The sequence below is a fragment of the Mesorhizobium sp. M0663 genome (assembly GCF_040320585.1).
Taxonomy (GTDB): domain Bacteria; phylum Pseudomonadota; class Alphaproteobacteria; order Rhizobiales; family Rhizobiaceae; genus Mesorhizobium.
In genome coordinates this window covers 276,158-292,258 of record NZ_JAMYPX010000001.1, presented here as the reverse complement: position 1 = coordinate 292,258, position 16,101 = coordinate 276,158, and the positions used below count along the sequence as shown (strand labels likewise).

The following is a 16,101-nucleotide window of genomic DNA, read 5'->3' as shown; positions in this document are numbered from 1 at the left end:
GGGACAAAGAATGATCAGGCACTGTGTCTTCGTCAGATTTCGCAACGATGTCGCCGACGCCGAGCGCGCGGCAATCCATGCCGATCTCGAAGCGTTGCGGGCGGTGATCGACGGCATGGGCAGGGTCGAATTCAGCGCCAATACCAGCCCGGAACCCTTCGCCCGCGGCTTCACGCACGGCTTCACCATCGACTTTCGCGACGCTGCGGCACGCGATGCCTATCTGGAGCATGAAGCGCATCAGCGAGCCGGCGCAAAACTGGTCGCGGCGCTCGAAGGCACCGACGGGCTGATGGTGTTTGACCTGGAGATCGCGTGACTATCCCATTCTCAGCGCAACGACGCCGGCAACGATGCTAAGCACCGCGGCACCTCGCCATGCCGTCATCTTCTCGCCGAGCGCGAACACCGAGATCATCATGGCGAACAGGATCGATGTTTCGCGCAGCGACGCCACCGAGGCGATCGGCGCCTTGGTCATCGCCCACATCACGATCCAGTAGGCGCCGCCGCTGAGCACGCCGGTGTAGATTCCGGCCTTCCAGTCGCGCGCCAGCACCGGCAGCGCCTGTGGGCCGCGAAAGACGACGCATAGCACCAGCGCCCACAGCGCATCGCAGACGAACAGCCAGGCGGCATAACTCGACGCGGTGGCGGCCAGCCGCGCGCCGCTGCCGTCCGACAGCGTGTAGCTGGCGATGAAGATCGATGTGCCCAGCGCGAAGCCGACGGCGCGCAGGTTCAATTTCTCCAGATGCGCGCCGCCGCGAAACGACAGCACCAGCGTGCCCGCCGACAACAAGAGGATGCCGAGAATGGCGAGCGGCGCCGGCATCTCGGCAACCACCACAACGCCCCCCAAAGCGGCCAGCAATGGCGCGGTGCCGCGCGCCAGCGGATAGGTCTGGGCGAAATCGCCGGCCTTGTAGGCGCCGATCAGGAACGTCCTGTAGCCCATGTGGAAGACAACCGAGGCGAGGATGTATGGCCACACTTCCGGCTTCGGCACCTCGACGAAAGGCAACGTCACCAGCGCAGCGGCACCCATGCCGAGCGTCATCAGTGTGATCGACAGGAAACGGTCGAGATGGACCTTGACCAGCGCGTTCCAGATCGCATGCATGGAAGCGGCGGCGAGCACCGCGAAAAAGACAAACAGGCTCATCGGCGGTTCATCCGCCGCCCGTCCCGATGACGATCGGCGTCTCCAGGTCGATATCGACCCAGAGCGGAAAATGGTCGGAAGCGATTTGGTCGATATCGGCGCTGACCGAGCGCACGCGCCCGGCAAACATGCCGCCGACGAAGCAATGGTCGAGCCGGCGCTTTGCCAGCCTGCCATCGATAGTCTTCACATGGGTGTGGAAATCCGCTGTCGGTTCCATTGCGACGGCGGCGGCATCGACAAAACCGTCGAGATAGGCGGCACCGCGATGATAGGGCGCGCTGCCGACAATGCGCCGGTACTCGGCGCTATCCGGCTCCATGTTGAAGTCGCCCAACCAGATCGCCGCTACGGGGTTTTCTGGCTCCTGTTCGCCATTGCTCCAGTTGCGCGCCGGCTCGTCGTCGGCGCCGCTCCATGGGCCGCCCTCGGACGGCGCGCGGCGATGCTCGGCCAGCAAATAGTCGATCTGCTCCAGCCGCTCCTCGGCCGCGATATGCGCCAGATGCAACGACAGCACCCGCACCGGACCGGCAGGGGTGCGGATCATGCATTCGAGTGCGGCATTGCGGGTGTTGAGCGGCCGCAGCGTGCGCCTGAGCGGCAGCGTATGCAGCCGCGACCAGACGATCGGAAGCTTAGACAGAACCATGGTGCCGAATTGCCGCCGCCGGTTGACGATGCGGCCTTCACGCCGGTGGCTGGCATCCATGTCGAAGGCCGGCCCGTAGACCCAATGATAGTCGGGCAGCAATTGCGAAAGAAGTTCCGGCTGGTCGTCCTCGTTGCTGCGCAACCAGTGCCGTTCCACCTCCTGCAAGGCGACGATGTCGGCGCCGGCCACGACCTTGGCACAACGCGCCAGGTCGTAGCGGCCATCGCTGCCGAAGCCGTACTGGATGTTATAGCTGACCAGCTTCATTGCTTATCCGGCTCAGTTTCCTGCTGGCAGTAGCCGTTCGCTGACAGCCTTGCAATGTGCAGCCGGGCGGAGGGAGCTTGGGCCAGATGCTAAGTGGTCAGCGGCTGGAACCGACCGGGCGGGGATGCTGCCAGTTCCGACCAGTCGATTTCTTCCTCAAGGCGGTGGTAGGCTTCGTCGCCGATCGTTCCGTCGATGCGCAAACGCTCCAGCGCATCCCGCTGGCTCTTGATGGCGTAAAGACGCAATCTGTCATACTCGGTCGCCGCCTGGGCATCCTCCGGGTTTTCGGCGATGGCGCGCTGGGCGGCATATTGCTCTCGCACCGCCCCGGCCGCGCTCGATGTCTTGCCGCTGAGCACGTCCAGCGCCGCCTGCATGATGGCGACGCGCGCCTGCGCCACCTCCCGGTCGACCGTCCGGTCGAGGTCGAGATTGAGCAGAAGCAGCAACGGTTTCAGGCTGACGCCTTGCAGCACCAATGTGCCGAGCACGACCGTGAAAGCGGCGAGCACGATCGGATCACGGCCGGGAAAGTCGGCCGGCAAGGCGAAGGCTGCCGCAAGCGTCACCAGGCCGCGCATGCCGCACCAGCCGATGAGCACGCCGCCGCGGAATGTCGGTGCGTCCTTCCGCCTGTCCTCGTCGCCCAGACGTGCCAGCGCTCTGAGGATCGCGCCGCAGCCCAGCACCCAGACGAGCCGTGATACGATGACGACGGCCAGCACAGCCAGGGCAAAGACGAACGCCTCGCTTTGCCCTTGCTCGGCAAGTCGACCGACGATCGACCGCGCTTGCAGGCCCATCAGAACGAAGGCCAGCACGTTGAGCACGAACACCGCCGTCTCCCAGACCGAGTAGGAGCTGACACGATTCCTTGCCGGCATGCGGCGCGGCGATGTACGTGCGATCGTCATGGCATAGACGACGATCGTGATGATGGCAGAAAGCCCTATCCTGTCGGCCAGGATCCAGACGCCGAAGGTTGAGGCGAATTGCACCACGGTGCCGCTCGCCGGGTCGTCGATGCGGCCGAGTATGGCGAGAGACAACCGGCCGAGCACATAGCCTGCGGCAAGGCTGCCGACCGTCGACAGCAGGATCATTGGAACGGCACTGCTCAACAGGATGGAGCCGGCGGCTGCGGAAACCGACATCCTGTAGATCAGCAGCGCCGTGGCGTCGTTGAGCAGGCTCTCGCCTTCCAGGATGGCGGTGATGCGGTGCGGCACCTTGAACTGTCCGAGCACGGCCGCCGCCGCCACCGCATCGGGCGGCGCTACGATCGCGCCGAGCGCTATGGCCGCGGCAATGGGCAGGCCTGCCATCGTCCAGCCGACCAGCGCGACCGTCACGGTGGTGAAGATGACGGCGCCAAGCGCCAGCAGGATGAGCGAAACCTTGTAGCGGTTGAGATCGCGCAGCGACGTGTCATAGGCCGCGTCGAGCAGAACCGGCGCGATGAACAGAGCGAGCGCCAGCTCTGGGTCGATCTCGATGGTCGGGGCAAACGGCAGGAAGGCGATGCCGGCGCCGGCCAGCGCCAGCAATGACGGATAGGGAATCTGCAGACGCCGCGACAGCGCGGTCAGGGCGACCGCGATGAGAAGCAGGACAAGGGTGAGTTCAAAAAGCGCCATGCCTTATCGTAGCGGTGAAGCCGGGCGATTGGCACTGCAAAAACGGCGACGGCTTTGGCTGCTGGTGAATGGTGAATGGTGAATGGTGAATGGTGAATGGTTGCTTGCAGAGGAATTTCGGCGCGTAAAGCGCATTCTTACTATTCACTATTCACTATTCACTATTCACCATTCACTCTTCTCCTAATGCAGCACCAGCATGTCGCCCGACGAGAACGAAATCTCGGCCTTTTCGCCGACGGCCGGCGGCGGTGTGGCCGGACTGTTGAACGTGTCGAGCGAGACCGTGCTGCCGCCGATGCCGACGCGAACCCGGATGACCGAGCCGAGGAAATGCACCTCGGCGATTTCGCCCGAAAGGCTGGAATCGCGGCCGGGGTGTCGGCCGAGCGAGATCGCCTCGGGCCGCAGCGCCAGCGACAGCGTGTCGCCGGACTTCGAGCCGTTGAGCTTGCCCTTGAGCGAGACCTCTTGCGAGTTGACGCGCACCTTGCCCGAAGCGGCGTCGGTGACCGTGCCTTCGAGCACGTTCAGCGTGCCGACGAAATTGGCGACGAATTTGGTTGCCGGCCGGTTGTAGATCTCGAACGGCGTGCCGACCTGCTCGGCCTTGCCGCCATACATGACGGCGATGCGGTCGGAGATCGACAGCGCCTCTTCCTGGTCGTGGGTGACGAAGATGGTGGTGATGCCGAGCTTCTTCTGGATCGAACGGATTTCCTCGCGCAGCGACACGCGCACCTTGGCGTCGAGCGCCGACAGCGGCTCGTCGAGCAGCAGCAGTTTCGGCTTGGGCGCAATCGCCCGCGCCAGCGCGATGCGCTGCTGCTGACCGCCGGAGAGCTGATAGGGATAGCGGTCGCCCATCTGCGGCAGCTTGATGATGTCGAGCATTTCGGCAATGCGCCTGTCGGCATCGGCCTTTGGCATACCGGCGACCTTCAGCCCGAACCCGATATTCTGTGCCACCGTGAGGTTCGGAAACAGCGCATAGGCCTGGAACACCATGCCGATATTGCGCTGATTGGGTTTCAGCCGGGTGATGTCCTTGCCAGCCACGACGACCTTGCCGGCGCTTGGCTCCTCGAAGCCGGCGACCATGCGCAGCACCGTCGTCTTGCCGCAGCCCGACGGGCCAAGGAACGAGACGAATTCGCCCGGCTCGACGTCGAGATTGAAATCCTGCACCACCGTGGCGGCGCCGAAGGATTTTCGCACCTGCTGGATTGAGAGGAATGGCTCGGCCATGGCTTTTTCTTTCGGCTTGTCGATCAGTTCGGGCTGTTCGCCGATCGCGGCGCGAAGCGCGACAGGATCTGGATCAGCGACATGCAGCCCCAGGTAATGGCGAAGGCGATCACCGCAAGGGCGGCGGGTTCATAGGCGCGGTTGGCACCGATGTTCTGCAGATAAGGGCCGAAAGCCGGGCGGCTGAGCAGGCTGGCCATGGTGAATTCACCAATGACGATGGCGAAAGTCAGGAAGGCACCGGACAGCACTGCGATCAGCACGTTGGGCAGGATCACGCGGCCAATGATCGTGCCCCAGCCGGCGCCCAGAATTTGCGCGGCTTCGGTCAGCGTGCGCACATCGATGGTGCGCAGGCCGGTGTCAACGGCCCGATACATATAAGGCAGAGCCAGCGTCGTATAGCCAATGACCAGCAACGCGTTCGCACCCCAATTGCTACCCAGGAACGGCAATGGCGAATTCGAACCGTACATCCTGATATAGCCGAAAACGATGACGATGGCCGGAATGACCAGCGGCAATAGGGTGATGAATTCGACGATTGGCCGCAACTGCGGCAGACGCAACCGGATCCAGTACGCCGCCGGCACCACGATCAGCACGCCGAGAATGATGGTGCAGACGGCCGCGATGACCGAAAACAGGAAGGTTGACTGGAAGCGCGCGTCGCCCAGCACGACCTGATAGGCGTCGAATGAATGAACGCCGCGCCGCATGCGCAGCGAGAATTCCACCGTCGCAATCAGCGGAATGAAGAAATAGGCGGCCCCGACAATGAATAAGACCCAGGCCCAGAACTTACCCGACTTCATTTGAGCCACCTTTCGGAGCGAGTCCGAAACCAAATGTAGAAGACATTCGCAAGGCCGGTGATAACGATCATGCCGAAGGCTATGGCATAAGCGAGTTGTGGGTTGTGCAACACGTCGCCATTCATCTGCGAGTAGAGCTTAATGGGAACGATATTAAGCGTCGGACCGGCGAACGCATAAGCAGTCGCGATGGCGCCGAAAGCGTTGGCGAACAACAAGATGACCGTGCCGAGGAAGCTCGGCCATATCACAGGGATGACCACCATGCGCCAATACTGCGACTGAGTGGCGCCGAGTGTGGCGGCGGCCTCTCCCCATTCCTTCTTCAAGCCGTCAATGGCCGGCACGATGATGACCACCATCAGAGGTATCTGGAAGAACAGATAGACCGCAATCAACCCCGATGTGGTGAGGAAGTTGAAGCCCATCGCATAGATGTTGATATTGAGGACGTCACGCAGAAGCGTTGTGACGATGCCGACACGGCCGAGCGTAGCCAAGAATGCGAAGGCGAGCGGCAAGCCGGCGAAATTCGAGGCGACGCCCGAAAAGGTCAGGGTCGCGGAGCGCGTCCAGCTTGGAAGTCCGCCGCGCACTATCGCGATCGCTATTGCGAGCCCAGCAAACGCCCCGATGATGGCCGACCAGAAACTGATCTTGATCGAAGACCAGTAGGAATTGCTGATCGAAGGATCGCTGACCAGCTGCAAGATGTTGTCTAGCGTGAACTGGCCTTCGCTGCCTTGGAAAGCCCCCACGACGAGATAGAGCGTGGGCAGGATCAGGAACATCAGGGCGAAGATGAAGAACGGCGCCACTCCTATCCATTGCGTCGGCAAACGGAAGGCGGTCGCCTCCTTCGGTGGCGCCGGCTTGGTGGCAGATGCCTGATTTGAAAGCGAGAGATCGGCCATGGCCGGCTACCGTCTGCTAGAGAGCCGGGCGGCCTCGCGACCGCCCGGTGGATTCAAGTCTTACTTGACGTTGGCGCCGACAGTGGCGTCCCAGTTCTTGCTGATGGCTTCCTTCGCCTTGCCCTGCTCGTCGAGCGACGGGAACACCGCCGCCGCATAGGACTCGGCCGGCGGCAGCTTGGCCATCACGTCGGCCGGAAGCTTGCCGTTCTTGGCGAGGTCATTGAAGCGGATCGGGTGGCAATAGCCCTTCAGCCAGCCGATCTGGCCTTCGTCCGAGTAGAGGTATTCCATCCACAGCTTGGCTGCATTTGGATGCGGCGCATAGGCGCTGATTGCCTGCACGTAGACACCGGCGACGACGCCGGTCTTCGGCACGATCACGTCGACGGGTGGGTTGCCCTTCAGCGTGTCGCGGCCAGCGAGCGCATTGTAATCCCAGTTGATTAGGATCGGGGTCTGGCCCTGGGCGAGCGTTGCTGGCTTGCCCACGACCGGGACGAAATTGCCGGCAGCGTTGAGCTTCTTGAAGAAGTCGAGGCCAGCCGTGCCGGCGGCTTCACCAGCGGCCGCGCCACCGGAAAGGCCGGCAGCGTAGACAGCCTGGATGGCTTGGTTCGACACGCGTGGGTCACCGGCCAACGCGACCGAATTGGCGAATTCCGGCTTCAGGAGGTCCGCCCAGTCGGTAGGTGATTCCTTGATCAGATCCTTATTGACCATAAATGACAGAACACCGTAATAATCGCCGTACCAGGCGCCTTCGGCATCCTTGGCGCTGTCGGGGATCGAGTCCCAGGTCGACACTTTGTAGGGCATCAGCAGGCCGTCGGCCTTGGCGGTCGGGCCGAAGGACAGGCCGACGTCGATAACGTCGGGCGCCTGCGGGCCCTTGTTGTCTTTGTTGGCCTTGATCGCCTCGACCTCGTCGCCGGAGCCGGCATCGGGGTTGAGCTCGTTGACGGTGATCCCCGGATATTTTGCCTTGAAGCCGTCGATGACCGCGCCGTAGCCGCACCAGTCATGCGGCAGCGCGATGGTGGTGAGCTGGCCTTCAGCCTTGGCTGCGGCGACCAGTTCATCCATGGACTGGGCCGACGAGATGGCAGAGGTCGCCATCAGGGCGACGGCCGAAAGGGAAAGCAGTTTTCCCGTGAATTTGAACATGTGTTCTCTCCGTTGAACTGACGCCGTTGGACGCCTGCGATGCGGTATCTTTTTCGTGTGACAGCCAGATGAAAGCTTTGTGAAAGCGATGCCCCGCAGTATGAAAAAGTAAACTCTTTTTAACCGGCTGTAGCAATCGCTTCGCGATTCTTTTTCCGGCTAACTAGTTTCGATCTTGCCTTTCATCTTTCCCCCTTTCCTTTGCCTCTTTTCCCAAGTCGATTTCCGATGCGAAAATTGTCTCAGACGGTGCCGGCGATGGCGTTTTCGAGCAGCGTCAGCGCCGCCTTTTTGGTCAGCTTGACCGGGTTGCCGCCGGCGGTCGGATCGACCACCGCCATGTCGGCGATCAGGCCCTTGCGCTTCTTGTCCATGTCGAGCCCCTTGATCAGGCTGGGCAGTGCATGCGGCACCTTGAGCTCCTTGCGCAGCTTGATGATCGCCTTCGCAAAACCGTCGAAGCCGCCCTTGATGCCGCAATAGGCGGCGAGCCGGGCTATGCGCGGCTCGATCGCCTCTCGGTTGAAGGCCAGCACGTAGGGCATGAACACGGCGTTGGTCATGCCATGGTGGGTGTCGTAGAGCGCGCCTATCGGATGCGACAGCGAATGAATCGCTCCAAGCCCTTTCTGGAAGGCGGCCGCTCCCATGGCAGCGGCGCTCATCATGTTGGCGCGGGCGACCAGATCCTTGCCGTTGCCATAGGCTTTCGGCAGGTTTTCGAAGACCAGCCTTATGCCTTCCACGGCGATGCCGTCGGCCATCGGGTGATAGCCCGGCGCGCAATAGGCTTCGAGGCAATGGGCAAGCGCATCCATGCCGGTGCCGGCGGTGATGAAGCCCGGCATGCCGACCGACAGCTCCGGATCGGCAATGACGATCGCCGGCAAAAGCTTTGGATGGAAGATGACCTTCTTGGTATGGGTCGCTTCATTGGTGATGACGCCGGCGCGGCCGACTTCCGAGCCGGTGCCGGCCGTGGTCGGCACGGCGATGATCGGCGCGATCGCATCGGCATCGGCGCGTGTCCACCAGTCGCCGACATCCTCGAAATCCCAGACCGGCCGTGTCTGCCCGGCCTGGAAGGCGATGAGCTTGCCGAGATCGAGCGCCGAGCCGCCGCCAAAGGCAATGACGCCGTCATGCTTGCCCTTCTTGAACACGGCAATGCCGGCGGTCAGGTTGGAATCCACCGGGTTCGGCTTGACCTCGGAAAACACGCCATACGGCACCTTGGCGTCGTCGAGGATCTTCAGCGTCGAGGCCACCACCGGCAGCCTGGCCAGTCCCGGATCGGTGACGAACAGCGGCCGCTTGATGCCGGTCGCCGCCAGCACCTCCGGCAGCTCCTTGATGCGTCCGGCGCCGAAGCGGACGGTCGTCGGGTAATTCCATTTGGAAACGAGTTTTGTCATTTCGACCTTCTTGACTGCTTTCGTGCTCTTGGATGTCATTAGTTCACAAAGGTGTTGGCCACACGTTCCGACCGCATCATGTACGGAACCCAGATGACTGCGGCCCATATCGAGCGCGAAATTCCGCCCACGGTGTCTGCGTCGTACGCATCGGCCAATTCTGGAACGACGGTGGGAAAAGCCAGATGCACAGCCCATGGATCGAGAACGGCATATACCGGCATCGCGAATGCCCAAATCATGTACCAGCCGGGGAATATCTGCCAGCGCTTGAACATGAAGAACAATAACAGGGCCCGGGCCGTAAGGTTTAGTATGCCGGATATCACCAATTCGGCAAGAATCAGCACACCTTGAGACAAACTGTAGGCCTGCCAGTTCTGTAACATGCCGAGATAGTCGGAATTGTGAAGTTGTACCAACCCCAGTATCGGCGTGAGCATCAACCCGAGCATCGGCAGGACAAGCCATCCGCCGATACCCTCGGGACCCTCACGATCTGGCAGCGCCGATTGTTGTGTATCCGCCATTACTCCCCCTCAACAGCGATCGCATGCTTGTCGATCGCCACCTTAGATCACCTCGCGCAGATGGTATGATTTCGGCCTGGTCAGATTGTCGTAGCCGATGGCCGACAGTGCCGCGCCCTTGCCGGTGTCCTTGACGCCGGTCCAGACCAGCGCCGGGTCGAGATAGTCGCAGCGGTTCATGAACACGGTGCCGGTCTCGACGCGATCGCCGATCGCCGCCGCATGGCCGGTGTCGCGCGTCCAGATCGAGGCCGTCAGCCCATAGGGGCTGTCGTTCATCAGCGCGATCGCTTCCTCGTCGTTGCGCACCTTCATGATGCCGACGATCGGGCCAAAGCTTTCCTCGCGCATGACGCTCATCTGGTGGTCGACCTGGGTCAGCACTTCCGGCGCCAGATAGGGGGAACCTGGCCTGTCGTTGGCCACCTTCATATTGATGTGTGCCCTGGCGCCCTTGCGCAACGCCTCGGCCTTCTGCTCGCGGATCAGGTCGGCGAAGCGCGCCTGCGCCATCGGCCCCATGGTGGTCGCCTGGTCGAGCGGATTGCCGACGACGTAGTTCCTGGTCTCGGCAATGAAGCCCTCGACGAATTCATCGTAGACCTTCTCGTGGACATAGACGCGCTCGATGCCGCAGCAGCACTGGCCGGAATTGTAGAAGGCGCCGTCGACCAGATTGGCAACGGCATGGTCCATCTTTGCGTCCGGCAGCACATAGGCCGGATCCTTGCCGCCGAGTTCGAGGCCGAGCGTCATGAAGGTGCCCGCCGCCGCCTTTTCGATGGCGCGGCCGCCGGCGACCGAGCCGGTGAAGTTGACATGGTCGATCTTGCCGGAGCCGAGCAGCCTTTCAGTCTGCGCGTGGTTCAGGACGAGGTTCTGGAACAGGCCCTTGGGCAGGCCGGCCTTATCAAACGCCTGCTGAAACCGTTCGCCGACCAACAATGTCTGTGCCGCATGCTTGAGGATGACGGCGCTGCCCGCCATCAGCGCCGGGACGATGGTGTTGACGGCGGTGAGATAGGGATAGTTCCACGGCGCGATCACCATGACCACGCCGAGTGGCACCTTCTTCACATAGCGGCGAAAGCCGTCCTTCGGATTGGAGGCCATGACCGGCTTCAGGGCCGCCTCGGCGATCTCGACCATGTAGCTGACGCGTTCCCTGACGCCGCCGAACTCGCCGCCATAGCGCACCGGCCGGCCCATCTGCCAGGCGATCTCCGGCACGATCTCGTCGGTCATGGCGACCAGCGCTTCCAGCATGGCAAGCATGTATTTGCCGCGCTCGACGACCGGCGTCTCAGCCCACTTCTCCTGCGCCGCCTTGGCACGTTCGACCGCGGCACCGATCGCCTGGTCGGTGGCAAGAGGCCGTTCGGCATAGATCGAACCGTCGACGGGGGATTTTATCTTCACGGTTTCCAAAGAGGTCTCCAAATCAACAAGGCACTGTTTTGACGAAGCCGGCCGCGCCATAGGCAAGGATTGCGCGATCGCGGGTGATGATCTCGAGGTTTTTCGAGCGCGCCGTGGCTATGATGATCCGATCCGTTGGATCGTTGTGAACGACGCCGGGCAGGAACGAAGACTCGACCAAAAGCTCACTGTCGATCCCCTCGACGCTCGCTGCCCCGGTCTGCACGAACCGTTCGAACCATGCGAGCGGTGACTTGATGAATGGCAACCGGCCCTTGGCTACAAGCATGCCGATTTCCCAGGCGGACATCACGGAAACGGCGATCACGCTGCCATTTTTGCGTGCGCTGGTCACCTTCTCGACCGCAGCCCTCGTGACCGGCTGCTCCGTTGACAGCCACAGCATGAAGCATGTGTCGAGCAGAACCCCCTCACTCGTCATAGACATTGCCCCAATCCGGATCGGCGGGCGCGGTATAGTCGACGTCCGGAAGCAGGGTGAGCGTCCCGGCCATGCATCCAAACAACGGATCGGCACCCCGAGGCGGCACGATGTACTCTTCCTTGTTGCCGTTCATGTCATCCACGAAATCCACTTGCCCCTCCTCGAAACCAGACCGGCGATCAGGCTCCGGTGGCCTCGCCGCATCATTGGAACTTCCGAGGTGCACCAATATCTCGCTTTCCTGCCGGTCGAGAATTTCAGCGATCTTGCGTATCTCGTCGACCTGCATACGCCGTTCACCGTTCAGTGTCCGCGACAAGGCGCTGTAGTGTATGTTCATGCGGCCGGCCATGCTGCGTACCGTGAGCTTGCGCTCGTTCATTCGACTCATGAACCACGCTTTGTCGACATGGGCTCTACCTTTGGGCAAACGCTGCCTCCTGCGTGTTGCTGGTGCGATAACCGCAACAATATTGCGTAAAGCGCAACGCCGTCAATACCGCTCGAACCCCCTGTGCAGTTCCCAGTCCGTAATCCGGCGGTCGTACTCGAACTGTTCCCAGTGTGCCGTGTGGACGTAATGTTCCAGCACATCGTCGCCGAGCGCTTGCCTCAGCATTTTCGATTCCGCCAGCGTCGCGGTGGCGTCGCGCAATGTCTTTGGAATTTCAGGCAGCTGCGAGGCCTGGTAGGCATCACCGACGAAGGGCTTCTGCAGTTCAAGCTTTTCATCGATACCGGCAAGCCCGGCCGCGATCAGCGCGGCGAAAGCCAGATAGGGGTTCAAATCGGCGCCGCCGATGCGGCATTCCATGCGGATGCCCTTGGTGCCCTCGCCGCAAAGACGGAACCCGGCGGTGCGGTTGTCCTCGCTCCACATGATCTTGGTCGGCGCAAAGGTGCCGGCCTGGAAGCGCTTGTAGGAATTGATGTAGGGCGCCAGGAACCAGGTGAATTCCTTGGCATATTTGAGCTGGCCGGCCGCCCATTGCTGGCCGAGTGTCGACAGCGTCCACTCGGCATTTTTGTCGTAGAACAACGGCGTCTTGCCGTCGGCGCTCCACAGCGAATTATGGATGTGGCTGGAATTGCCGGCGAGCCCGTAATTGTACTTGGCCATGAACGAGATCGCCTTGCCTTCGGACTCGGCGATTTCCTTGGCGCCGTTCTTCAGGATGACGTGGCGGTCGGCCATGTCGAGCGCCTCGGCGTAGCGGACATTGATCTCTTCCTGGCCTGGCCCCCACTCGCCCTTCGAATTCTCGATCGGGATGCCGGCCGCCTCCATCTCGTTGCGCAGCCGGCGCATGACGCCTTCTTCCTTGGTGGTGATGCCGATCTGGTAGTCGCCGATGTAGGGCGATGCCGTCTCGAGGCCCTGCCAGTGCTTCTTGCGGGCGGAATCGTAGGTTTCGCTGAACAGATAGAATTCGAGCTCGGAAGCGAAATAGCCGATATAGCCGCGATCCTGCAGCCGCTTGACCTGCTTCTTCAGCATGGCGCGCGGCGAATGCGCCAGGTCGTCATGGGTATGGTGGTCGAGCACGTCGCAGATCACCAGCGCCGTCTTCTCCAGCCACGGAACGCGCCGCAGCGTCGCAAGGTCCGGCTTCATGACGAAATCGCCATAACCCTTCGACCAGCTCGCCGCCTTGTAGCCGGGCACCGGTTCCATATCGATGTCTGCGGCCAAGAGATAGTTGCAGCCATGCGTCTCGTCATGCGCGGAATCGACGAAATACCGGGCCAGGAACCGCTTTCCCGCGAGCCGCCCCTGCATATCGACGATGCAGGCCAGCACCGTGTCGACCTCGCCGCTGGAGACCGCTTGCTTCAACTGATCGAAGGAGAAATTTCCGGCCATTCCTTTGGCACTCCAGCGCTTGTCGTTTCGGGCTTGTCACTTTGAAAAGGAAACGGAAATCCATGGCCGGCACGATGCCGGCCATGGTCATCAGAGAGCGTCAGGCGCCGGCTTCGCCGACGGCTATCTCGGCTGCCTTGATCGCCGCCTGGCGCTTTGCGATCTGGTCGCCGATGGGCGGACCCTGGAAGCGGCGGTTCTCGAAACCGAACCAAAGCACCGCGGTCAGCACAATGAAGCCCAGGGTGATATAGAGCACTTTGTCGTTCGGCGGCTGGATGGCGATGTAGAAGATGATCGCCATGCCGATGACCGACAGGATGCAAAACAGCTTGAACAGGCCGGCGCCGAGATTCCATGGGCCGGGGTTCGGCCATTTCTCCGTTCCGAAAGCCATCATGCCGAGCACGATCGGAATAATGAAGGACAGAAACAGGAACACCAATGTCGAATTGACGACGATGGTATAGATGTTCGTGCCGCCGACCGAGATGAACTGGGCAAGAAAGACATAGATGACCTCGAGCACAGCAGCCGTCCAAATCGCATTGACCGGCGTGCGCCAGGTCGGGCTGACCTTGGCTAGCGAGGCCGAGCCGACCGGCATGCCGCCGTCACGCGAAAAGGCGAAAAGCATGCGCGAGGCAGAGGTGACCGTTGCCAGACCGCAGAGGAACTGCGCGATCAGAATGCCCAGATAGAGCAGTGTCTTCAGCCACGCCGGCAAGATTGCGTCCATCGTGGCGAAGAACACGCCCCAGCCCTGCTTGGCGCCGGCCGCCAGATCCGGAATCGCCAGTACGATCGCGCACAGCATCACCCAGCCGATCAGCGACGACCAGAGTACGGACGAAACGATTGCCCGCGGAACCGAGTGGGCCGCCCTCAACGTTTCTTCCGAAGTATGCGCCGACGCGTCATAGCCAGTGATGGTGTAAACCGGCAGCAGCAGGCAGAGCAGGAAGAGATACGTCATGGAATCGGACTGCGGGAAAACACCGCCCCCCGCATCGCCCGAATAGTTCGTGAACGTCCACAGCCGCGTGATGTCGATCGCTGGCGCAAACACCAGGCAAGCGACGATCAGCACGGCTGTCGTTGCCAGGATCAGGAAGCCGGAGGCGTCCGTCAGCATAGCCGTCAACCTGATGCCGAAATGATTGAGCAGCGCCTGCAACACCGTGATGAAGGCGACAAACCCGACGATCTCACCAGGCGTGCCGGTCATGCCGAAGGCTGCGCCGAAAGTGCCGACGAAAAAGAAAGCCGTGCCGATGTTGATCGCACCGAGCACGGTGATCAGGCCGAGCAGGTTGAGCCATGCGGTCAGCCAGCCAGTGAAACGGTTCCCCAGAATAGATGCCCAGTGATAGAGGCCGCCCGCGGTCGGAAATGCAGAGGCGATCTGGGCCATGGCGAGCGCGAAAAGTCCCGAAACCATGCAGCCGACGATCCAGCCGATACCAGCGCCCGCGCCACCAATGGACGATGTCGCTTGCGCGAAGGAATTGATGCCGCCTGAGAGAATGCAGATGATCGAGAACGAGATCGCGAAATTCGAGAAGCGGCTCATGCTTCGAGAAAGTTCCTGAGCATAGCCCATTCCATGGAGAACTTTCAGGTCCTCCTTCTTATCAACTTCACTGTAACCCGGTGCTACCATTTTGAAGTCCCCTTTTGGTTTCTTAGCTGGCCGATTGAACTGACTTTCCGACTGCGCTTGGTCTGGGGCCATTGGCCGCCTCGGGCTCCAGATTGAGAAAAATGCCGGTGAGCAGATCCGCCCATTTCCGCTGCCCGGCCGCGCCGGAGATCTCGTCGTTGCGGATTTCGATCATCGCGCAAGGCAGCCCGCGCGAGCGCGCATGGCGTTCCAGCGTGAAATAGACCCGGTCGGCCGGCGAATAGGGTTCGTTGACGCCGACGGTGACGCCGGCGAGCCGCTTCAGCGCCGCGATCAGCGGCGCCGCCAGCCGGCGGTCCTCGTCATGGATGATGCCGATGTGCCAGGGCCGGCTTTTGCCTTTGTAGAGCGGCGTGAAGGAATGGATCGAGACCAGCCTGGTCTCCCGCCCGGCCGCCGGGCGCTCGTCTACGATCGTTGCGATCCGCTCGTGAAACGGTCGCCACGCCAGCGCGATGCGCGCCTCCCGCTGGTCGGCCGAAAGTCCCTGGTTGGCCGGGACCACGGTTTTTTCGCTGGCGCTGACCGTCACTATCAGGTCCGGCGCGTCGAGCGGGCGGTTGCAGTCGATGACGAGCCGCGAGATGCAGGTCTCGACCAGCGTCGCATCGAGCGCCTCGGCCATGCGGCGCGCCACCGGCAAGGCGCCGGGATCCCAGGCGATGTGGCGGGAAAGATCCTCGGCGGCAAGGCCGAGCGTTCCGAATTCCGGTGGCAGGAAATTTGAGGCGTGGTCGCAGGTCAGCACGAAGGGGCTCGATCCGCCGGGGTTCGTCACCCTTACGGTTTCAGGCGATGCAAGGCTGGCGGGCCGTGCTGTCTCCATTGTCTGCTGTCCCCGGGGAGCGCTGTATCGTATGTTACGTATTTTGC

At 61.9% G+C, this 16,101-nt stretch carries 16 protein-coding genes; 1 reads left to right on the top strand and 15 read right to left on the bottom strand.

All coding sequences use genetic code 11. The annotated features are described in order from the left end of the window. Window positions 1-10 precede the first annotated feature (10 nt). A complete protein-coding gene (locus tag NKI54_RS01485; protein ID WP_352690471.1) occupies window positions 11-319 on the top strand; it encodes a Dabb family protein in 309 nt (102 codons plus the stop codon). Here NKI54_RS01485 and NKI54_RS01480 read toward each other — a convergent pair whose 3' ends face one another. The 15 genes from NKI54_RS01480 to NKI54_RS01410 form a co-directional block, all read right to left on the bottom strand. Next, on the bottom strand, window positions 320-1,165 hold the full coding sequence (locus NKI54_RS01480) for an EamA family transporter (protein WP_023675361.1): 846 nt from the start codon (window positions 1,163-1,165) through the stop codon (window positions 320-322). It lies immediately after the preceding gene. Window positions 1,166-1,172: 7 nt separating this feature from the next. After that, window positions 1,173-2,087 carry an endonuclease/exonuclease/phosphatase family protein gene (locus NKI54_RS01475; protein WP_352690468.1) on the bottom strand — a complete coding sequence of 305 codons (915 nt, stop codon included), beginning with the start codon at window positions 2,085-2,087 and terminating at the stop codon, window positions 1,173-1,175. 89 nt (window positions 2,088-2,176) lie between these two features. Further along, entirely contained in the window at window positions 2,177-3,727 is a 1,551-nt protein-coding gene (locus tag NKI54_RS01470; protein WP_352620344.1) for a cation:proton antiporter, read from the bottom strand. 183 nt (window positions 3,728-3,910) lie between these two features. Further along, a complete protein-coding gene (locus tag NKI54_RS01465) occupies window positions 3,911-4,975 on the bottom strand; it encodes an ABC transporter ATP-binding protein (RefSeq protein ID WP_352690465.1) in 1,065 nt (354 codons plus the stop codon). A 23-nt stretch (window positions 4,976-4,998) separates the two neighbouring features. Further along, window positions 4,999-5,790 carry an ABC transporter permease gene (locus NKI54_RS01460; RefSeq protein ID WP_352690462.1) on the bottom strand — a complete coding sequence of 264 codons (792 nt, stop codon included), beginning with the start codon at window positions 5,788-5,790 and terminating at the stop codon, window positions 4,999-5,001. Beyond that, window positions 5,787-6,704: an ABC transporter permease gene (locus tag NKI54_RS01455; RefSeq protein ID WP_502898191.1), complete on the bottom strand. Its 918-nt coding sequence runs from the start codon at window positions 6,702-6,704 to the stop codon at window positions 5,787-5,789. Before NKI54_RS01455 ends, NKI54_RS01460 begins: the two co-directional genes overlap by 4 nt. Before the next feature lie 60 nt (window positions 6,705-6,764). After that, window positions 6,765-7,871 carry an ABC transporter substrate-binding protein gene (locus NKI54_RS01450; RefSeq protein ID WP_352690459.1) on the bottom strand — a complete coding sequence of 369 codons (1,107 nt, stop codon included), beginning with the start codon at window positions 7,869-7,871 and terminating at the stop codon, window positions 6,765-6,767. A 242-nt stretch (window positions 7,872-8,113) separates the two neighbouring features. Beyond that, window positions 8,114-9,286 (bottom strand): iron-containing alcohol dehydrogenase, encoded by a 1,173-nt coding sequence (locus NKI54_RS01445; RefSeq protein ID WP_352616315.1) that lies wholly within the window; start codon window positions 9,284-9,286, stop codon window positions 8,114-8,116. A 38-nt stretch (window positions 9,287-9,324) separates the two neighbouring features. After that, window positions 9,325-9,816, bottom strand: a complete 492-nt coding sequence (locus NKI54_RS01440; protein WP_352690456.1) for a DUF2569 domain-containing protein — start codon at window positions 9,814-9,816, stop codon at window positions 9,325-9,327. A gap of 42 nt (window positions 9,817-9,858) precedes the next feature. Further along, complete coding sequence (locus NKI54_RS01435) at window positions 9,859-11,295, bottom strand: aldehyde dehydrogenase family protein (RefSeq protein ID WP_352690453.1); 1,437 nt, start codon at window positions 11,293-11,295, stop codon at window positions 9,859-9,861. Further along, window positions 11,258-11,683: a type II toxin-antitoxin system VapC family toxin gene (locus NKI54_RS01430; RefSeq protein WP_352506370.1), complete on the bottom strand. Its 426-nt coding sequence runs from the start codon at window positions 11,681-11,683 to the stop codon at window positions 11,258-11,260. Before NKI54_RS01430 ends, NKI54_RS01435 begins: the two co-directional genes overlap by 38 nt. Further along, window positions 11,667-12,071 carry a helix-turn-helix domain-containing protein gene (locus tag NKI54_RS01425; protein WP_352690450.1) on the bottom strand — a complete coding sequence of 135 codons (405 nt, stop codon included), beginning with the start codon at window positions 12,069-12,071 and terminating at the stop codon, window positions 11,667-11,669. The genes NKI54_RS01430 and NKI54_RS01425 overlap by 17 nt, the downstream gene beginning before the upstream one ends. 102 nt (window positions 12,072-12,173) lie before the next feature. Beyond that, window positions 12,174-13,544 carry a glutamine synthetase family protein gene (locus tag NKI54_RS01420; protein ID WP_352690447.1) on the bottom strand — a complete coding sequence of 457 codons (1,371 nt, stop codon included), beginning with the start codon at window positions 13,542-13,544 and terminating at the stop codon, window positions 12,174-12,176. A gap of 100 nt (window positions 13,545-13,644) precedes the next feature. Beyond that, the gene (locus tag NKI54_RS01415) at window positions 13,645-15,207 is read right to left on the bottom strand and encodes an amino acid permease (protein ID WP_352588205.1); all 1,563 of its coding nucleotides are present in this window, start codon (window positions 15,205-15,207) and stop codon (window positions 13,645-13,647) included. A gap of 22 nt (window positions 15,208-15,229) precedes the next feature. Next, on the bottom strand, window positions 15,230-16,054 hold the full coding sequence (locus NKI54_RS01410; protein ID WP_352633694.1) for an N-formylglutamate amidohydrolase: 825 nt from the start codon (window positions 16,052-16,054) through the stop codon (window positions 15,230-15,232). Between the last annotated feature and the right edge of the window lie 47 nt (window positions 16,055-16,101).